Raw genomic sequence first — 18,944 nt, 5'->3', positions numbered from 1 at the left:
CATCACATCACAGCAGTGGCGCCCAAACACAAATATGGTACGATCGTGCAAAACAAAGATAACAAGGTCGCCCATGTCCGCTTTTTCGTCACTCAACCGCCGTGCTTTCCTGAAATCCCTGGCCGCCACCGGTGCCCTGGGCTCAATGAGCCCCGCCCAGCTACTCGCCAGCACAGGTAACGCTCCCACCTGGCAAAACTGGTCCGGTAACCAGAGCGCCACCCCCCGGCAACTGGTGTACGCCACCGATGAAAGCATGGTGCGCGACACCATTCGCAACAGCACCGGCACCCTGCGCGCCTTCGGTGGCAGCCACTCTTTCAGCGGCATCGTGCCCACCGACGATACCCTGATTTCCCTGGAACCCATGGCCGGACTGCGCGGCGCTGACGGCAACGCATTCCGCTACGGCGGCGGTACCCGGCTGGCCATGGCCAGCGCCATGACCTACGAACAGGGCTACAGCTTCACCAACGAACCGGACATCAACCTGCAATCCCTGGCCGGCGCCATTGCCACCAGCACCCACGGCACCGGGCTGGGTTTGCAAAGCCTGTCCGGGCAGGTGGACTCCCTGCGCCTGGTCACCCCTGACGGTGAACCGCTTGAGTTGACTGCCGCCGATGGCGATCACTTTCTTGCCGCCTGCTGCAACGTGGGCGCCCTGGGTGTCGTCACCGAAATCGGTTTTCGCCACGACCCCGCCTATCGGCTGGAAGAGCACACCTGGACCTTGCCCCTTCGCGACGCCATGGATTTTGTGGAGAAGGAAAAAGACAACTTCCGCCACATTGAATTCTTTGCCTTCCCGCTGGGTGATCAGGCCATCGTCAAGACCATGGAGATCACCAGTGACACCCAGGACAGTCCTACCCGTGCCGACGACAACGAACTGCTGGAAATGGTCTCCAAGCTGGCCATGCAGGCCGGCTGGCTAACACCGACACTGCAGAAACTCTCCACCCTCTTTGTGGAAGACAGCCGTTATGTGGGCCCGGCCAACAAAGTCTTTGCCAACCACCGCACCGTGCGTTTCAACGAAATGGAATACACGGTACCGGCGGAACAGGGCATCGCCTGCCTGGAAGAAGTCTGTGCCGCCATTCGCCAGCATGACATCAACGTGTTCTTCCCCATTGAATTCCGTTACGTCGCGGCCGACGACAATCTGCTGTCCATGTTCCATCAGCAATCCGGTGCCAGCCTGTCGATACACCAATACTTCGAGCAGGATTACCAGCCGCTTTTCGACGTGGTAGAGCCCATCCTGCGCCGCTACGCCGGCCGGCCCCACTGGGGCAAGATTCACAATCTGGGACGCAGGGAACTGGCGGAACTGTACCCGGCCTTTGATCGTTTCCAGGCCGTGCGCAAAGAACTGGATCCACAGGGGCGGATGCTGAATCCGCATCTGAAACGCCTGTTTTTATAGGGTGGGAGTCGACCGTGCCGGGGAGGCATCCCGAGCCTTTGCGGCAGACACACGCTTGATCGGTTATTGCTTATGAAACGACGTCATTTTCTCTTCGGCGCAGGCGCGCTTGCCGTGGGTGGCTGGTGGCTGCGACCGGACAATCGTGGTGCAGCCCATAGTGCTTACTTCCAGTCGCTGAACGACACCCTGAAACAACACGGCCCCGGTCGGCCGCTGATGCTCATTGACCGTCAGCGACTGATTGGCAACTGCCGGACCCTGGTTCAGATGCTGCCCAGCCACTGCCAGCTGCGCATCGTGGCAAAATCCCTGCCCAGCGTACCGCTGATTCAGGAAGTCATGACACACACCGGCAGCCAACGGGTGATGGTCTTTCACCAACCGTTCATGAATGCCCTGGTCGATGCCGAGCCCGGGGCGGATCTGCTGCTGGGCAAACCCATGCCCATCCAGGCGGCCCGCCGTTTCTATACCGAGCTGGGCGATACCCACCCTTTCAAACCGGATCAACAACTGCAGTGGCTGATTGATTCACCCGCTCGCCTTGAGCAATACCTGGCCCTGGCCCGCGAGCAAAACCAGCAACTCAACATCAATATCGAAATTGATGTGGGCCTGCACCGGGGCGGGCTCACCGACCCACAACAACTGGACGCCATGATCGCGCTGATCGAGGCCCATCCCGAACAACTACGGTTCAGTGGCTTCATGGGCTACGACGCTCACGTGGGGAAATTGCCCGCTTTTATCCAGAGCGCAGAAGAGGGCCACCGGGAAACCGAAGCCATCTACCAGCGCTATATCGACAAGCTGTATCAACTGAACCCTGCCTACCAGCAACAGACATTGTGCTTTAACGGCGCCGGCAGCCCCACAGTGGCACTCTACGACAACACCGCCGTGGTCAACGAACTCAGTGCCGGCTCCTGCCTGGTCAAGGCCAGCGACTTCGACCTGCCACTATTGAAAGACTTCCAGCCCGCCGCCTTTATTGCCGCCCCGGTACTCAAGCAACTGGATGGCCTCGCCCTGCCCGGCCCGTTACCGCTGGGCGAACTCTGGCAAGGCTGGGACAGCAACCGCCGACGCACCTACTTTATCTACGGCGGCTACTGGAAGGCCGAGCCGGTTTCCCCGCCGGGAATTCAGGCCAACCCGGTGTACGGTGTGAGCACCAACCAGATGATGTACAACGGCAGTCCGGACACCGCTCTACAGGTCGACGACCAATTGTTCTTCCGCCCCACGCAAAGCGAATTCGTGTTGCTGCAATTCGGCGACCTGGCAGTGTGGGATAACCGCGCCCTTGCCGACTGGTGGCCACCGCTCTCCCAGGGTAACGGGGCCTGATGAGCTGGCCCCTGCTCACCCGGTTTCCGCATCTCGCCAACCTTGCCCCCGTTGCGCTGTGCGATCTGCCCACTCCGGTGGAGCCGCTTCCCGAACAAAGCCCCCTGTGCTGGGTCAAGCGCGATGACATCAGCGCCCACCCTTACGGCGGCAACAAACTGCGCAAACTGGAGTGGGTGCTGGGCGAGCTTCGCCAACGGTCCATAAAACGCGTCGTCACCCTGGGGGCCACCGGAACCAACGCCGGACTGGCCACCGCACTACTCTGTGAGCAGGAACAACTGGGCTGTGACATTTTCACTTTTCCCCAGCCCGATTCCCCCGTGGTCCACCAGAACCGCCAGCGCATGCAACAGGCCGGCGCCCAGCTGCACGACCGCAACAGCCTGCTACGGGCCGCCCTGGGCTGGTACCTGCACCCGGGACGACTTCGCCGCGACCACTACTTCCTCTATGCCGGCTGCTCCAACCCGGTGGCCACCCTTGGCTATGCCAACGCCATGCTGGAACTCAAACAGCAAATCAACGACAGCCTCTGCCCGACCCCCGCTGACATTGTGGTCGCCGCCGGCTCCGGTGCCACCGTCGCCGGGCTGCTGGTGGGCAACCAGCTCAGCGGCCTGAATGCCCGCATCCATGCCGTGCAGGTAGCCCAGGACCATCTCGGCCCGTTCTCGGTATGCAATGCCCGACTGGTCATTCGCATGGCCCGGCAATGCTGGCAACAACTGGGGCTACCCTGGGAACAATTCGATACCGGTTTCCTGCAATGGCATGACGACTACCTGGGCACCGGTTATGGCCACCCCACTGCCGCCAGCACCCAGGCCGTGAATGCTGCCTCTCGCAGTGGCCTCCGCCTGGAAAATACCTATACCGGCAAAGCATTCGCAGCGTTTCTCGCGCTGGAAAAACACGCTGCGCAACCCTGCCTTTTCTGGCACACCTTCAATAGCCACTGCCGCTAACCCCCTCACCGCCCCTCACCTCATTTGTCGCCCCACGCCCTTCCTCTCTTCTGAACCTGTGAGCCAGCTCGCAAAACGCAGCGTTATGCAGGGGCTTTAACTGAGCTTTTACAAACACCAGGAACGACCAGCCCCCATCGCCCCACTAATTCCCTGAGACATCAACCAAGGAGGATGACTCATGAAAAAATTGATTCTTGCATCTGTACTGCTGGGCGCCACCGCCACCGTGAGCGCCGGCGACACCATCACCACCGACAGCGCCGCTATCACTCAGGGCATCAAGGAAGGCACTGAAGTACGCATGGACGGTGAAGTGGTTCAAGCACTGGGAGATGAGCGTTATTTGCTTCGTGATCGCAAAGGGCAATTCGAAGTCGAACTCGACGATGACCTGACGGCAGACCGCCCGCTGAAAGCCGGCACCCAACTTTCCTTTACCGGTGAAGTGGACCACGACGACGGCCGCAGCGTGGTGGATGTGAAGAAGGTGCACTCAGTGAAGGGCACCACCACCAACAGCCCGAGCGCGACGATCAGCAACTGATGCGCTGATCCCCTGCTCCGACCTTGTTGACGGCGGCCTCCGGGCCGCCGTTTTTCGTTCCCCCTCCCCGCGACCTGCCGCCTTGCTCCCTCACCGCCTCCCCCGTCCTTGACCCATGGAACTGACCAGCGGGTATTTATTGCCATTCTCTGCACATTGACCGTTACATTGAGCACTGATACATTCGATAAAACTTGACGTTGTCTAGATGCAACGTTGCCATGTTTCAGGAGCCAACATGACCCCCACCACCGTCAACAGCCAGGGCGTTTCACTCCAGGCCTATACCCTCGGCAACCCCAAAAAGGCGCCCGTGGTGCTGGTGCACGGCTACCCGGACAACCACAGCGTGTGGCAACCGGTGGCTCAGCAGCTGGCCAAGCACTACTTTGTGATCCTCTATGATGTGCGTGGCGCAGGCGCCTCCCAGGCCCCCCGGGCACAAGCGGACTACCGCATGAAGCTGCTGTCCGCTGACCTGCTCGCGGTGGTAGATACCCTGATCCCCGGCCGTGGGTTTCATCTGGCTGGCCATGACTGGGGCTCCATTCAAAGCTGGGAATCGGTCACCAGCGAGCCGCTGAAATCGCGCATTCTGTCCTACACCACGATTTCCGGACCCTGCCTGGACCACATGGGCCACTGGATGCGCGAGCGCACCCTGAACCTGTCCGCCTCCGCCAAGGCGAAAGTCTTCAAGCAGGTACTCAGCTCCTGGTATATCGGCTTCTTTCATCTTCCCGTGCTCGCTCCCAGCGCCTGGCAGGGCGGCCTCGACAAACTCTGGCCGCAGTACCTGAAGCACCGTGAAAATGTCGCCGAACCCGACGCCAACCCCACGCAGGGCAAAGACGGCAAATTCGGTGTGCAGCTCTATCGGGCCAATTTCCGCAACAAGCTGATCAACCCGGAAAAACGCTACGCCAATTGCCCGGTTCAATTGATCGTGCCCACCCGCGACAACTATGTGGGCACACAGTTATTTGAGGACCTGCATCTCTGGGCAGATCAACTCTACCGCCGCGACATCAACGCCAACCACTGGGTGCCCCTCAGCCACCCGGAACGCATTGCCGACTGGATCCACGAATTCGTCAGCGGCGTTGAGAAAGGCACCATGAGCGGCGCCCTGCAGCATGCCCGCGTGCGGCCAGCCCGCAGTGCCCTCCCGCTGAATGGAAAAACGGCGGTGATCACCGGCGCCGGTTCCGGAATCGGCCGCGCCACCGCGCTGCGCTTCGCTGCCGAAGGCGCGGACCTGGTTTGTGTGGATATTGATGAAGACAGCGCCGCAGACACTGCTGCCCAGGCGCGGGAGCTGGGCGCCGTTGCCTGGTCTCGCAATGTCGACGTGGGCTCGGCCCAGGCCATGCAACGACTGGCCAATTGGGTGAGCAAAGAAATCGGCGGCGCGGACGTCGTCATCAATAACGCCGGCATTGGTATGGCCGGCGGGGTGCTGGATACCAGCGTCAAGGAATGGGATCGCCTGCTGAAAGTGAACCTGTGGGGCGTCATTCACGGCTCGCGTCTGTTCGCCCAACAGATGATCGACGGCCATCGCCACGGCCACATTATTAACGTGGCGTCCGCCGCTGCCTTTGCCCCCAATCGCAAACTGGCCGCCTACTCCACCAGCAAGGCTGCCGTGCACATGCTGAGCGAATGCCTGCGCGCCGAACTGGCTGAACACGATATCGGCGTCACCGCCATCTGCCCCGGCTTTGTCGCCACCGGCATCGCCACGGCCACGGTTTACGCCGGCGCCAGTGAAGAAGAACAGGCCCAGAAGCGCGCCAAAGCCGATGCGCTGTATAAACGCCGTAATTTCTCCCCGGACGATGTGGCCGAGGCCATTCTCAAGGCAGTTCTGCATAACCCGGCGCTGTCTCTGGTTGGTGCCGAAGCCTGGAGCACCCGCTTGCTCAGCCGGTTCGCCCCCGCCCTGTCACGACGCGTTGCCCGCATCGACCTAACCCCCTGACGGAGACCGGACACCATGAATAACCCTGTTCGCCACCAACTCAAAGCCCGCCGGGTGCAATTTGATTTTGACGAAACACCGCTGCACTGGCTGCGCGATGATCCGTTCTCTACCCATATCATCAATGGTATTCACTTGCTGCTGCCGGAAGGTGAGCTGTGGTTCTGCCGGGTCTATAACCAGGCGCTTCCCCTGATTAAAGACGAGCAACTGCGCGCCGATGTGGAAGGGTTTATTCGTCAGGAAGCCGTACATTCCCGCGCCCACAGCAAAGCCCAGATGTATCTGGAACGTCACGGACTGAGCGTGGAGCCCTTCCTGAACAAAGTGGAATGGTTGTTCGGGACCGCCCTTGCCGATGCGCCTTTCGGCTTAACCTTGCTACAGCGCAAGCCCCTGAAAAAACACTGGCTGGTATTGCGTGTCGGCGTTATCGCTGCCATCGAACACTTCACCGGAGTACTTGGGCAATGGGCCATGGACAATGAAAGCTGGGAGCAGAACGGCGACGCGACCATGGTCGACCTGTTCAAATGGCATCTGGCCGAGGAAGTGGAACACCGCACCGTGGCCTACGATCTGTTCGAGCACCTGTGTAAAACCCAGCTGGGTTTTTACGTCAGCCGCCAGGCGCTAATGGCCATTATTTTCCCCCTATTCATTTACTTTATTGCCGAAGGTGGGCGCAGCCTGGCCCGACAGGATTCCGACAAGACCGCACGCCAGCTAGGGCGCAAACTCATCCCGCAACTGTTGATTCAGCTACAGCAGGTCGGCCAGCAAACCCACAACGTGCCCACCTTCGGCTTTCTGCTCAACGCTACCCTGCGCTGGGTCTCGCCACGCTTTCATCCCATCCATGAAGGCAACACGGAACAGGCGCTGGCGTATCTGGCACGCTCACCGGCGGCGCAGGCGGCGTCGAGACACTGAAGCCGTTCAGCGAAACAACCACCGAAAGCCCAGCCCGGACTTGAGCCGGGCCGGGCCGCAATGACAAGAATCAGAAGCGCGGTAGAGGCGAATGACGAAAGGCCTTTCGCTCCCGTCACTCGCTTCTCGCCGGTTAGCCTCTACATCGGCACCTTGTTAAACCAGGGCGCCGCCTCTTCCAGCTGCGCGGCCAGCGCCAGCAGTTTGCCTTCATCGCCGTGACCACCGACAAACTGGGAGCCCAGTGGCAGGCCCGTACTGCCAGGCGAAGAGTCGCACCAATGCAAGGGCACGGACATGGCCGGCACCCCGGTCACGTTGGCGAACTGGGTGAAGGGCATATATTTGAAATTCTCCATGGCCATCTGCTCGATCATGCCGGTTTTCATCAACAGCTTTTCCCCTCCCACCTTGAGCAACATTTTCAGTGCGGTCTGCTGCCACGGCGGCGTCGCCATGGCACCGATACCCGCAGGGGGCATGGCCAGGGTGGGGGTCAGCCAGAAATCGTACTGCTCCAGGAAGGTATCCATGGCGATCATGTACTGCTGCCAGCGGGTCTGGCATTTCACGTATTCATGGGCCGGGGTGGCGCGACCAAAAGCGGCAATGGCCAGGGTGTCCAACTCGAAGCCCTCATCACCGCAACCGGTAATGGCCTTCACCTCATCCACTTCGGCTGCACACTGACCAAACCAGACCGACAGCCAGTCCATGCACATCTGTTTGGCGTCCATCTGCGGCTCGGCATCCACCACTTCGTGGCCCAGGTCCCGCAATAACGACACGGTTTTCTCCACCGCCCGGATCGCTTCCGGATCCACATCGGTACCCAGCGGCGAGCGGGTGGAAAAGCCGATGCGTAATTTGCCCGGCCGGCTGGCCGCCGACAACGCGTAAGCCTGCTTTGGCGGGGCAATTTGAAACAGGCTACCGCGCTCGTCGCCCTGGGCAATATCCAGCAGCAATGCACTGTCACGGACGCTACGGGTCAGCACATGATTGACCGCTATCCCGTGCATGGCCTCAGTGAATTCCGGCCCCCAGGGGGTGCGGCCACGGCCCGGCTTGAGGCCGAACAGGCCACAACAGGCAGCGGGTATCCGAATGCTGCCGCCGCCATCGTTGGCGCCGGCCACCGGCACCACGCCCGCAGCGACCATGGCTGCCGAGCCTCCGGAAGAGCCACCGGGAGTATGGTCCGGGTTCCAGGGGTTGCGCGCCGGCCCGAACGAATCCGGCTCGGTAATCCCCTTGGCGCCAAACTCCGGGGTATTAGTGCGACCGAACGGAACCAGTCCACCCTGCTTCCAGCGTGCCACCAGGGTGGAGTCTCGTTGTGCATGGACACCACTGGCCTTGCGCGCCTTATTGCCCTGATAGTTGGGCGCACCGCCGATTTCCTGGAACAGATCCTTTACCAGCATGGGCACACCCGCCAGCGGTCCACTCAGAGGCCCCGCGGCCTGCTTTCGGGCCATGTCATACAACGGGATGATCAAACCATTCAATTGCGGATTCACCGCGTCGGCACGGGCAATCGCCAGTTCCAGCAGCTCCGCCGCGGTGACCTCCCCCCGCGCCACCAGATCGGCAAGGCCAATGGCATCAAACTGACGGTATTCTTCAAACTTCATTGTGCTCTCCCTTTTGCTCTCCCGAAGCGCTGGCGATGACCTGCTGCCAGACGATAAAGCCATACTGTGGCATAGTCTGCCCAGCCAAGTGTGCCAAACCGTTGCACGCAACACTTGTGAGAATACGTTAGCGATCCGCGAGGGAGCCGAAATGAAAGCGATTGGATTCAATCAACCCAGAGCTATCGAGGATGTTCACGCCCTGGAGGATATCCAGCTGGACCTGCCCTCTCCCGGCCCGCGGGATCTGCTGGTCGCCGTGCAGGCGGTCTCCGTCAATCCGATTGACACCAAACTGCGCCAGCGCCCCCTGGAGCAACCCGGTTACCGGGTGCTGGGGTTTGATGCTGCCGGCGTGGTGGAAGCGGTGGGTGCGGAAGTGGAAAACTTCAAAGCCGGCGACCGGGTCTGGTACGCCGGCGCCGTGCAACGTCAGGGCAGCAACGCACAACACCAGTGCGTTGACGAGCGTCTGGTCGCCAGAAAGCCGGACAGCCTGGGCATGCAGGAAGCCGCCGCCCTGCCGCTCACCGCGCTCACTGCGTGGGAAGCCCTGGAAGATCAGCTGGGTTTTCAACCCGGCCAATGCGAAGGAAAAAATGTGCTGGTGATCGGCGGTGCCGGTGGCGTGGGTTCCATCGCCATCCAACTGGCGGCCCACCACTTCGGCCTCAAGGTCATTACCACCGCGGGCCGGGAAACCTCTGCCAACTGGTGCCAAAGCCTGGGTGCCCATCACATTGTGGACTACCGCAAACCATTGCTACCGCAGCTGGAGGCCATTGGCTGCCCACAGATCGATGGCATCTTTATCACCCAGAACCTGGACGACTACTGGGCCACAGCCTGCCAGGCCGTGGCCCCGTTCGGCGGCATCTGCGCCATTGTCGATGCTCGCGCTCCGCTGGATCTGAACCCCCTGAAGGCCAAGAGCGCCCGCTTCAGCTGGGAATTCATGTTCACCCGCGCCATGTTCGCCACGGACATGCAACGCCAGGGCGACATCCTCACCCAACTCAGCGCGCTGGTGGACCAGGGCAAAATCCAGAGCACCGTCAGTGAGGGGCTCGGCACCATCAATGCCGCCAATCTGAAAGAAGCCCACCGGCGGCTGGAGAGCGGGCAAACGATTGGCAAGTTGGTGTTGGCGGGGTGGGAGTGAAAGGCAATTAATAGTTAATAATGAATAATTAATAGTTCGTGAGATCGGTTTTGGGTATTTCAAACGCAAGAGGCCGCGCCCATCCTCCGGGCGCGGCCACTTGCGTGTAACGACATCGCGTGACGCATAATCGCGTAGCTATTAATTATTCATTATTAACTATTAATTCATGTCCCCACCACTCCCCCATCATCCCTGCTAATCACCACCGTGGTGGAGCGCGGGCGGGTGGTGCCATCGCTGGCCGGGTAGCTGATTTTTGGGTGCTGGATGTTGACCCACAGGGTGCGCTGGTCCGGGGTGAAGGTGATGCCGGTGATTTCGCAGCCACGGGGCCCTACCAGAAAACGGCGTACTTGCCGGCTTTGCGGGTCGGCACAGAGTAGCTGGTTGCAGCCCATGTTTTTCATCAGCGGATCCCGATCGTCGTAGTCGGTTTCGATCCACAGCCGCCCGCTTGCGTCAAAGGCCAGCCCGTCCGGCGATGAGAAGAGATCGCCGTCGATGGTGCCGGTCAGGTGGTCGGGAAATGGCTGGCCGTTTTCATCCCTGCTGCCCTGCGCTTCGCCGGCGAGCAGAAACAGATCCCAGGTGAACCGGGTGGCGGTGGGGTCCGCGTTCTGTTCGCGCCAGCGAATGATCTGGCCGTGGTGATTGTCGTGGCGAGGGTTGGCGGCGTTGATGGGGTGGGCGTGGCCACGCTTGTGGTTGTTGGTAAGAGTCGCGTAAACCTCACGGCTGTTCGGGTCCACGGCCACCCACTCCGGGCGGTCCATAGTCGTCGCTCCCAGCCGGTCGGCGGCGGCGCGGGCGTTGACCAGTACCTCACCCTGATCAGCAAAGCCGTTAGCTTCTGTCAGCCCGTTTTCACCGTGCACCAGCGGCAGCCACACACCACTGCCATCGCCATCGAAACGCGCCACATACAAGGTACCCGTGTCGAGAAGGTGACGGTTGTGCTCCCGGTCGCCCTCGATATGGCGGCCTTCCGGCACGAACTTGTAGAGGTATTCGCCACGGGAATCATCGCCGGAGTAAAACGCCAGGCGGCCATCCTCACCCAGTGAGGCGGTGCAGCATTCGCGGCAGAAACGGCCAAAGGCGGTGCGCTTGATCGGGGTGGATTCCGGGTCGAAAGGGTCGATTTCCACCACCCAGCCATAGCGATGGGGCTCTTGCAGATAACCGCCGAACGCTTGCGTTTCATCAAAGGTGGCATCGAAGCGCGGCTCCGCCGTATTCCAGGCATATTTGTCCGCCCGTTCGCCCTCGCCAATACCGTAACGGCGGTGGGACACCCGTTGATCCTCGCTGTCCCGGTTGACGAAATAGTCATGCCAGTTTTCTTCGCAGGCCAGATAGGTGCCCCAGGGTGTAACGCCCATGGAACAGTTGTTGAGGGTGCCGATCACGGTCTTGCCATCCGGGTCGGCCACGGTTTTCATCAGCCCATGGCCGGCCAGCGGGCCGCGGATTTCCATCTCGGTGAGGCCTGAAATGCGTCGATTCCAGCGCGACGGCATCACCCGCTGCCACTGCCCGGCCTCATCCTTCTCGATCTCGATCACACTGACGCCATGGGCGGCCTGCTCCTTGCGCACCTGGGCCAGGGGCCGTTTAGCATCGACGTCCTCGAAGCCGTCCCGGTGCAGGGTGGGGTTCACATACTCGTGATTGACCACCAGCAGGCCGTGACGGTTGGGGTTGTCCGGGAACGGAAAGAAATGCATGCCATCGTTGTTCTGGCCGGCCTGCATAAGCTGCTCGCGCCAGTCATTCCCGGCGTCCGTCCGCCAGGCCGGTGCCTGCGCCAGCACCGCATCCCCCCAGGAGAAAAATGGCCTGGCGGTATAGCCCGGCGGCACCCGCACGGTGTCGAAATCCGTGGCCGTCTGGATGGGTACCCCCTTGAAGCCCGGCGCGGTTTTGCCGGTGTCGGACGAACAGGCCGCCAGAGTCCCGCCCATGAAGCCGGTGGCGGCCAGCCCCAGCGTGCCTTTCAGAACGCCCCGCCGGCGCAGGCAAATCACGTCATTCAGCGACGGATTACCGGACGGGTTCACCGACACATCCCCCTGGGCTTCCAGTGCTTCGTGAAAATCATCGTGTTGTTGGCGCAGTGTTTTCATGGTTGTTCCTGATGTAGATGCCGCACGCTTTTCGGCTGCTCATTGTTTGCCCTGTTGCGTGAAGCCTGCTGCGTGCCAGTGTTCGCTATCAACGCAGCTTGTAATGAAAGGTGTTACGCACGCCGGTTACCGCTACCGCCTTGCCATCAATCTTGTGCGGGCTGTAACGAAACTGCCGTGCCGCCGCCAGCGAGGGTTTCTCGAACAAGGGGTGGCAGTCCCCTTTCACCACCGCCAGCTCTTCCACCTTGCCCGCCTTGTTGACTGTGTAAGTCACGGTGCAATCGCCTTCTACATCGCGCATCAGGGCCCGGCGTGGATAATCCGGTGGCGCCTTGCTTAATGGCCGGTAGCTGCTCTGCAGATCACTGGCCGCCACCTGCTCCGGCACAAAGGCCGGGCGCGCGGGTTCCGCCGCCGCTGTCTCGGCCACTTTTTGTTGTGGCTGTGGCGGTGTTTCCGGCTCCGACACCGGTTCCGGTTCCGGTTCGGGCTCAGGGTCGGGTTCAGGCTTTGGTTTCGGCTCGGGCCGCTCCCAGGCCACATCCGCCTTTTTCGGTTTCGGATCGGGTTTTGGTTCGGGCTTCGGTTTCGGTTTTTCCACCACCGGTTCCGGTGCAGGCGCGGGCGGCACCTTCTCGGGCGGCGGCGGCAGGGTGATCAGCCGGGTTTCCAGGGTCTGGATCTGCGGGGGTGGCGGCGGTGTCGACATCCGGTTGCCCAACAGAAACAACGCCAGCAAACCGTGCAGCAGGACACTGAGGCCCACCGCCAGCCAGCGCTGACGGCGCTGCACCGACACATCATCCGGCAAATGATAAACAGCAGCGGTCATTGTGGCGCCTCGGTAATCAGCCCGAGCTGGGTCACCCCCGCCTTTTGCAGGGCCGCCATGCCCGCCACCACCATGCTGTACACCGCATCTTCATCGGCACGGATATACACCTGCACGCGCTCTTCGCTGGTCACGATGGCACCAACCTGATCGACCATGGCATCCACGTCAGCGGCGTTGCCGGTCTCGCCACGGATATCCAGGTCGTCGCCCAGATTCCAGTAGAAGCTGCCATCGTTCTTGACCGACAGGGTGAGAATTTTCTGCTCCTGGTCCTGGGGCAGCGCTTCCGCTTCCACCTTGGGCAGTTCGATCGTCACGCCCTGGGTGAGCATGGGCGCGGTGACCATGAAGATCACCAGCAACACCAGCATCACGTCGATGTAGGGCACCACATTCATTTCGGCCTTTTGCGGATGCTTGTGAGCTGGGGGCTTCATGACGCTTTCCTCTGCCCCGCTCCCTCTTCCTGTGGCCTGCCGTTACGCTTGCCGTACAGAAGCCGGTGCAGGCGTTGCTGCAGTTCCGTACCGAAAGCGTAGCTGCTGGCGATCAACCGCTGGCCGCGAGCGGACAGGCGGTTGTAGGCGATAACAGCGGGGATGGCGGCGAACAGGCCGATGGCGGTGGCGATCAGAGCCTCAGCGATGCCCGGAGCCACCGTGGACAGGGTGGCCTGCTGCACCTGGGACAAACCGATAAAGGAATTCATGATCCCCCAGACGGTGCCGAACAAACCGATGTAGGGGCTCACCGACCCCACCGTGGCGAGGAAGGAAAGCCCCGCTTCCAGGTCCGCTTCCTGCTCCGAGATCACCCCCTGCATGACCCGCTCCACCCCTTCCTGCACCGAGGCCGGGCTGGCGTCCCAGTCGCCGTGCAGCAACTGGTATTCGGCATAACCGGCATTGAACAGGGTTTGCAGGGCGGCCTGGCGATGGCCGGGCACGGGCAGTTGCGCCAGGGAGTCCAGATTGTCTTCACCACGGAACGTGGCCAGGAACTGTTTCTGGTGCTTTTCCCCCCGGCGCATGGCCAGATGGCGCAGCACTATCAAGCACCAGCTGCCCACCGACGCCAGTATCAGCACCAGCATGACCGCCTGGACCACCAGACTGGCGTCGCTGACCAGCCCCCAGATCGTCATGTCGTTCATTGTTGAATGCATATCGAATACCTGTATCAAACTGCCATGTCAGAAAAATGTCATGCTTGCGCGATCGGACCTCTGACGTCGGAGCTCCGACGCTTAGAGGCCTAACGCCTCTTGCACCGCGCCCCACGGCACGTACTTGTAGTTCTGGTTGCCTTCGGGCATGCGCTTGCGGCCGTCCTGCACCACCAGCAACCCCTCTGCATAGGCACCACCGAGATTGGCAGCACTCACTTCCAGGCCATCGGTTTCCGAAGCGCCATCAATGCCGCGCTGCGCGTTGAGGCCGATACGGAAAGCGCCCCGCACCGTGTAGGGCGGTGTGGCGTCGGTGACCACATAGGAATTGTTGCCCTGGCTGGAAATCACCAGATAGCTCCGCTCACCGCGACGCCAGATCGCAATACCTTCGATATCCGCTTCGATCAACGGCGCTTCCACCGTGATGACTTCCGTCAGTGTGGTGTCCTCGGCAGGGTTCAGGGGCAAGGCCCACACCGCCGCGTTTTCCTCGCCCACGAACAAGCGCCCGGCGGCATCGTCAGCCACACAGCCTTCCGGCTGGCTGTCCACCTTGAAGCGGCGTACCTCTTCGGCCTGCATCTCGCCCTGCGGGGCACTCAGGCGGTACTGGATGAAGGTGCCGTCCTTGTCGTTGGCAATGGCATAAATTTCCTCTCCCTGCTTCGCCATGCAGAAACCGTAGATTTCCGTCATCGGCGTGGCACTATCGCCAAGATCGGTGAGCTCGCCGCTGTCACGGTCAATGGCGAAATACTGGATGCTATTGCGATCCCGGTTCGAGGCCGCTGCCAGATCCACCGTGCGCTCGCCCAGGGCAAAACCGCTGCGCACATCCACATTGTTCATGCGGCCCGCTGGCAGGTATTGCACCTGTTTTCCGGTCAGGTCATAGCTGCCCAGACCGCCCTGCTTGTCGGTGCCCAGTACCCGGCTCTTGCCGGGATCTTGCGGGTGAACCCAGATGGCCGGGTCATCGGCGGCATCGCCCAGGCTGGGCACCGGATCGGTTTGGACCGCGGCCGACAACTGCGGCAACACGGCAGGGGCATCCAGGCTGTCCGGCTGCCAGTCCAGCGTGGCCCGGGACAAACCGGCATCGTCACGGATCAACAATTCCAGCGTGTCACCCTGGCGACGCACATCCAGCCGCTCCGGTTCGTCCAGCGCCGCCAGAGACAGCGGTGACTGCGCCTGCCAGCCCGACTCGCGGTACGAATAGCGATGCAGACGGGCGGCTTTCGGATCCAGCGCCAGCACAGCGCTGCCCGGCAACAACGCCATGGCGGCGGCTGCGCCCTCAATGTCCCCGAAGGGCGCCTTGATACTGACCGGTTCGCGGCTGAGGTCCGCTTCCGGGTGCGCCGGGTAGGCCCACAGCCCGACGCTTTCCTCGTTCACATAGAGACGCTCAACGCCATCGTCCACCTGACAATATTCACTTTGCGGCGGCAGGCTCAGGTTGCGAACCTTGTTGGGCGTCTTGAGAATCCGGCCATTTTCGGCCACCAGCCATTGCTCACCCAGACCTTCCTCGCCCACCACGAACAAGAAGTCATTGTGGCGGGCATCGCGGTGCAGACAGAGCCCGTCTATCTTGAAATCAGGCTGCGGCAGATGGCGCTTTTCCCAATTAAGGTTGTCGCCGTTCAGGCGAGCCAGCAGGGCCTGTTGACGATTTTCATCCACCAGCGCCACCAGCAGCCCCTGCTCGTCACTGCGATGATCCAGCGCACCGAACCCGCCGGGCAGGTGCGCCAGCGTCTTGCCGTTATCGTCCAGCAGGAACAGCCCGTTCATTTCATCGCTAACCAGCATTTCGGCGGTGGGCAGGAACGACAGGGATGGCAACCACTGGGCCGCCTCCGCGGTGATGTTTTCCTCCAGCGTCACAGGTTCGATCAGCACATCGCTTTGCGCGTGGTTTTTCTTCTGGGCGGATTGTTCCGCCTTATCGCCGCAGCCCGACAGGGGCAACACGGCCAGCATCAACAAGGCGGCACAGCAAACATGCGGCTTGAGCATCGACATAGAAAACTCTCTCAAAACAAGGTTAAAAAACGCCCCTTCCCGCCCTTCTCGTGTGCGGGAAGAGGTGCCTGAAAATTCGCTATCCGATCAGAGTCCGGTCCAGGTCAGGCCCAGCTTGTAGGTCGGGCCATACTCTTCGTATTGCGCGTTGAACCGCTCTTTGCCGATGTAGGCGTAGTAGACCTCGTCGGTGAGGTTGAGGGCCTCGACGTTCACTTGCAGCTGGTCGGTCATGTAGTACCTGGCGCTGAAGTCCAGATACAGGGAGTCATCGACGTAGCGATCTTCCTGCGGCGCATCCAGCGAGCTGATCTCTTCCAGGTAACCGGATTTGTAGTTCCCCGCCAGGCGCAGGCTGACACGCTCGTTCTCCCAGCCGACAGTCAGATTAGCCACCGTCTCGGAGTGCAATGGCAGCTCGATGTCGCGGCTCAGGTAGTTGCCACCGTCATAGCCGTCGACCTTGGCTTCGGAGTCACTCAGGGTCAGGTTGGCGCCGGTGAGGAAGTGCCCAAACTTGCGGGAGAAAGCCAGTTCCAGACCATAGATGCTGGCCTCGTCGCCATTGGCAAAGGTGGCAGCTTCGTCATAGGCGGCCCAGTCTCCGGTGCCGGACAGGTCGGTAGCATAGGTGTAGTTCTTGATGTCCTTGTAGAACACATAGGCGGACATCAGGCCGACACGGCCCACATAACGCTCGATGCCCAGATCCAGGTTGCTGGATTTCAACGGGTCCAGTTCCGGGTTGCCAAACTCCGCCTTCAGGTCGCCGCCATCGTCTTCAAGATAGACATAGGGCGCCAGTTGCTCGAAGGAAGGCCGCACCACACTTTGGGTGAACGCCGCACGCACCAGGGTATCGCTGTCCAGCCGGTAGTTGGCGTGCAGCCCGGGCAGCACATGGTCGTCCTGCTTGTCGCTGCGGTTGGGGCTCCACTCGCCGCTGGCATCGTCGTAGCGCACCCCGTCGGCCTCGAAGGACGTGCCTTCGTAGCGCAAACCTGCCAACAGGTGCCAGTCGCCGATATCGATACTGTTCATCACGTAAAGCGCATTCACGTCCTCGCGCATTTCAAAATCTTCCAGGCGGGAATCGACCTCGTTGCGTTCGCCGTTGAGGCCTGCCAGGGCTCCCCGGATCGCACTGTTGCTGGCGCCGGGGCCGAACGGCGCCAGGCCGTAATCCACTTCGGTCTGGTAATCTTCCAGGCTGGTGCTGGCCAGATCCCCGGTATCGAACTCCACCACCTCCACATCATTGTCTTTCTCGCGGCGGCTCAGCTTGGTACCGAACTTGAGTTGTGACGGATGACCGGACAGAACGTAGTCACGAGCGAAGTCGAGCTTGAGATTGACCTCGGTATCCGTGGTCAGTTGATCTTCGCGCTTCAGCTCGTCCATTTCGTAGGAGCTGGCATCGTAGTACGCCGCCTCCATGGCCGGGATCGGCTTGCGGGTGTCGTGGAAGGCGCCATTGAAAGGGCCACCGACGAACAGGGCTTCCACCTCGTTGGGCGTATCCTGAAAGGCATGGCTGTAGCCGATCTGGCCGTTGAGGGTCCAGGTCTCCAGCAGTTTTTCGCCACCCAGTACCACGGAGTGAATTTCCTGGGTTTCGGTGCGGTTCTTGAATTCCAGTTCCGCCTCGCCCATGCCGTCTTCGCCCACACCGACAACCGGGTCGAAGGCGACCAGGGAATTGTTGCCGTTTTCCGTGTCTTCGAAGCTGGAATAAAGCGTCCGCAGATAGAAGGAGGTCATGTCATCCGGCTTGAAGTCGAAGTTCAGGCCCAGCGCCTGACGCTTGCGGTTCAGCTCTGCCTTGCGCATCAGCACTTCTTCCAGAGTGCCGGCGCGGATGTCGTCCCAGCCGCCATCGGTTTCCACATTGTCGGAACCGAAATCCCGATCTTCCCAGCTGGCCGCCAGCGCCACGCCAAAGTTGTCAGTGCCGTCACCCAGGCTGAATTTTCGTGACAGGGCCCCGGATAGTTTCGGACTGATCTCTCCGGTGTTGTCGTCATGGCTACCACTGGCTGAGAAAGTATTGAACGGGCCGTCATGATCGAACGCGGACAGGCTGCGCACTTCGATGGTGCCGCCCAGGGAATTGGCATCCATGTCCGGGGTCAGGGTCTTAACCACCGACATGGACTGGATCAGTTCGGACGGCAGCACATCCATGGCCACGGCGCGAGTGTCCCCTTCCGGAGACGGCAGCAGGGAGCCGTTGATGGACACCGCGTTCAGACCGGCGCCCAGGCCACGCACGGTGACATAACGCCCTTCCCCCTGATCCCGCTCGACGGTCACCCCCGGCATACGCTGCAGCGCCTCAGCGGCGTTGGCATCCGGCAACTGGGCCACGCCATCGGCGGAGACCACATCGGAAATACTGTCGGAACGGCGCTTTTCCTTCAGTGACTTGTCGAGACTGGCGGCCTGGCCAATCACGGTAACGTGTTCGGTGCTGCCCTGTACGGTCTGCGCCTCTTCTGCCTGAACGGAACCGCACAGCAGGCCGATGGCCAACGCCAGCGTGCGATATCGGAAAGTGGGTGTAGCCACGGAGATTCCCCCTGTAACGGTGATGTCGTGTGCCGGGCACCGTAGGCGGGAAATATGTCAGTTCGGTGACGCGCTATCGTTACAGCCATTTCAAATCAATAACTTACGGACATCCCGAGTCACGAGTGATCCTATCGCACCCCACCCCGAATCCATGGAAACCTGCAAAACCCTGACCCGCCGGCCGCCGC

The 18,944-nt window shown here is 61.2% G+C and carries 14 protein-coding genes; 7 read left to right on the top strand and 7 right to left on the bottom strand.

Annotated elements, in window-relative coordinates:
* Positions 1-73 precede the first annotated feature (73 nt).
* From ADG881_RS12850 to ADG881_RS12825, 6 genes are all read left to right on the top strand, one after another.
* On the top strand, positions 74-1,432 hold the full coding sequence (locus ADG881_RS12850; protein WP_007150567.1) for a D-arabinono-1,4-lactone oxidase: 1,359 nt from the start codon (positions 74-76) through the stop codon (positions 1,430-1,432).
* A 72-nt stretch (positions 1,433-1,504) separates the two neighbouring features.
* Complete coding sequence (locus ADG881_RS12845) at positions 1,505-2,785, top strand: DSD1 family PLP-dependent enzyme (RefSeq protein ID WP_039926767.1); 1,281 nt, start codon at positions 1,505-1,507, stop codon at positions 2,783-2,785.
* A complete protein-coding gene (locus ADG881_RS12840; protein ID WP_007150590.1) occupies positions 2,785-3,753 on the top strand; it encodes a 1-aminocyclopropane-1-carboxylate deaminase/D-cysteine desulfhydrase in 969 nt (322 codons plus the stop codon). The genes ADG881_RS12845 and ADG881_RS12840 overlap by 1 nt, the downstream gene beginning before the upstream one ends.
* A 181-nt stretch (positions 3,754-3,934) precedes the next feature.
* The gene (locus ADG881_RS12835) at positions 3,935-4,300 is read left to right on the top strand and encodes a NirD/YgiW/YdeI family stress tolerance protein (protein ID WP_007150314.1); all 366 of its coding nucleotides are present in this window, start codon (positions 3,935-3,937) and stop codon (positions 4,298-4,300) included.
* A gap of 238 nt (positions 4,301-4,538) precedes the next feature.
* Complete coding sequence (locus ADG881_RS12830) at positions 4,539-6,284, top strand: SDR family oxidoreductase (RefSeq protein ID WP_007150144.1); 1,746 nt, start codon at positions 4,539-4,541, stop codon at positions 6,282-6,284.
* Positions 6,285-6,299: 15 nt separating this feature from the next.
* Positions 6,300-7,217, top strand: a complete 918-nt coding sequence (locus tag ADG881_RS12825) for a metal-dependent hydrolase (RefSeq protein ID WP_007149620.1) — start codon at positions 6,300-6,302, stop codon at positions 7,215-7,217.
* Between the two features lie 140 nt (positions 7,218-7,357).
* Here ADG881_RS12825 and ADG881_RS12820 read toward each other — a convergent pair whose 3' ends face one another.
* Positions 7,358-8,854 (bottom strand): amidase, encoded by a 1,497-nt coding sequence (locus tag ADG881_RS12820; RefSeq protein ID WP_007150570.1) that lies wholly within the window; start codon positions 8,852-8,854, stop codon positions 7,358-7,360.
* Positions 8,855-9,005: 151 nt separating this feature from the next.
* Between ADG881_RS12820 and ADG881_RS12815 the strand changes: the two genes are divergently transcribed.
* Positions 9,006-10,016 carry a zinc-binding alcohol dehydrogenase family protein gene (locus tag ADG881_RS12815; RefSeq protein WP_007148404.1) on the top strand — a complete coding sequence of 337 codons (1,011 nt, stop codon included), beginning with the start codon at positions 9,006-9,008 and terminating at the stop codon, positions 10,014-10,016.
* A 167-nt stretch (positions 10,017-10,183) separates the two neighbouring features.
* Here ADG881_RS12815 and ADG881_RS12810 read toward each other — a convergent pair whose 3' ends face one another.
* The 6 genes from ADG881_RS12810 to ADG881_RS12785 all read right to left on the bottom strand — a co-directional run bounded on the left by ADG881_RS12810 (position 10,184) and on the right by ADG881_RS12785 (position 18,753).
* A complete protein-coding gene (locus ADG881_RS12810; RefSeq protein ID WP_007150307.1) occupies positions 10,184-12,145 on the bottom strand; it encodes a PhoX family phosphatase in 1,962 nt (653 codons plus the stop codon).
* A gap of 88 nt (positions 12,146-12,233) precedes the next feature.
* Complete coding sequence (locus ADG881_RS12805; RefSeq protein WP_007148663.1) at positions 12,234-12,980, bottom strand: energy transducer TonB; 747 nt, start codon at positions 12,978-12,980, stop codon at positions 12,234-12,236.
* Positions 12,977-13,420, bottom strand: coding sequence for a protein TolR (gene tolR, locus ADG881_RS12800; protein ID WP_039926762.1), 444 nt, complete (start codon positions 13,418-13,420; stop codon positions 12,977-12,979). The genes ADG881_RS12805 and tolR overlap by 4 nt, the downstream gene beginning before the upstream one ends.
* Entirely contained in the window at positions 13,417-14,148 is a 732-nt protein-coding gene (tolQ, locus tag ADG881_RS12795) for a protein TolQ (protein WP_050760161.1), read from the bottom strand. The genes tolR and tolQ overlap by 4 nt, the downstream gene beginning before the upstream one ends.
* Before the next feature lie 81 nt (positions 14,149-14,229).
* The gene (locus tag ADG881_RS12790) at positions 14,230-16,185 is read right to left on the bottom strand and encodes a phytase (protein ID WP_198005011.1); all 1,956 of its coding nucleotides are present in this window, start codon (positions 16,183-16,185) and stop codon (positions 14,230-14,232) included.
* An 87-nt stretch (positions 16,186-16,272) separates the two neighbouring features.
* Entirely contained in the window at positions 16,273-18,753 is a 2,481-nt protein-coding gene (locus ADG881_RS12785; RefSeq protein ID WP_039926760.1) for a TonB-dependent receptor, read from the bottom strand.
* Positions 18,754-18,944: the final 191 nt, after the last annotated feature.

The organism is Alcanivorax sp. DG881, assembly GCF_000155615.1.
In the GTDB taxonomy this organism is placed as follows: Bacteria; Pseudomonadota; Gammaproteobacteria; order Pseudomonadales; family Alcanivoracaceae; genus Alcanivorax.
The sequence above is the reverse complement of the archived record's forward strand: the minus strand, read 5'-3'. Positions and strand labels throughout refer to the sequence as shown.

Excerpts from the sequence above, each read along its gene's own strand:
- ADG881_RS12850 (WP_007150567.1), top strand. The coding sequence starts at position 74 with ATGTCCGCTTTTTCGTCACTCAACCGCCGTGCTTTCCTGAAATCCCTG.
- ADG881_RS12845 (WP_039926767.1), top strand. The coding sequence starts at position 1,505 with ATGAAACGACGTCATTTTCTCTTCGGCGCAGGCGCGCTTGCCGTGGGT.
- ADG881_RS12840 (WP_007150590.1), top strand. The coding sequence starts at position 2,785 with ATGAGCTGGCCCCTGCTCACCCGGTTTCCGCATCTCGCCAACCTTGCC.
- ADG881_RS12835 (WP_007150314.1), top strand. The coding sequence starts at position 3,935 with ATGAAAAAATTGATTCTTGCATCTGTACTGCTGGGCGCCACCGCCACC.
- ADG881_RS12830 (WP_007150144.1), top strand. The coding sequence starts at position 4,539 with ATGACCCCCACCACCGTCAACAGCCAGGGCGTTTCACTCCAGGCCTAT.
- ADG881_RS12825 (WP_007149620.1), top strand. The coding sequence starts at position 6,300 with ATGAATAACCCTGTTCGCCACCAACTCAAAGCCCGCCGGGTGCAATTT.
- ADG881_RS12820 (WP_007150570.1), bottom strand. The coding sequence starts at position 8,854 with ATGAAGTTTGAAGAATACCGTCAGTTTGATGCCATTGGCCTTGCCGAT.
- ADG881_RS12815 (WP_007148404.1), top strand. The coding sequence starts at position 9,006 with ATGAAAGCGATTGGATTCAATCAACCCAGAGCTATCGAGGATGTTCAC.
- ADG881_RS12810 (WP_007150307.1), bottom strand. The coding sequence starts at position 12,145 with ATGAAAACACTGCGCCAACAACACGATGATTTTCACGAAGCACTGGAA.
- ADG881_RS12805 (WP_007148663.1), bottom strand. The coding sequence starts at position 12,980 with ATGACCGCTGCTGTTTATCATTTGCCGGATGATGTGTCGGTGCAGCGC.
- tolR (WP_039926762.1), bottom strand. The coding sequence starts at position 13,420 with ATGAAGCCCCCAGCTCACAAGCATCCGCAAAAGGCCGAAATGAATGTG.
- tolQ (WP_050760161.1), bottom strand. The coding sequence starts at position 14,148 with ATGCATTCAACAATGAACGACATGACGATCTGGGGGCTGGTCAGCGAC.
- ADG881_RS12790 (WP_198005011.1), bottom strand. The coding sequence starts at position 16,185 with ATGTCGATGCTCAAGCCGCATGTTTGCTGTGCCGCCTTGTTGATGCTG.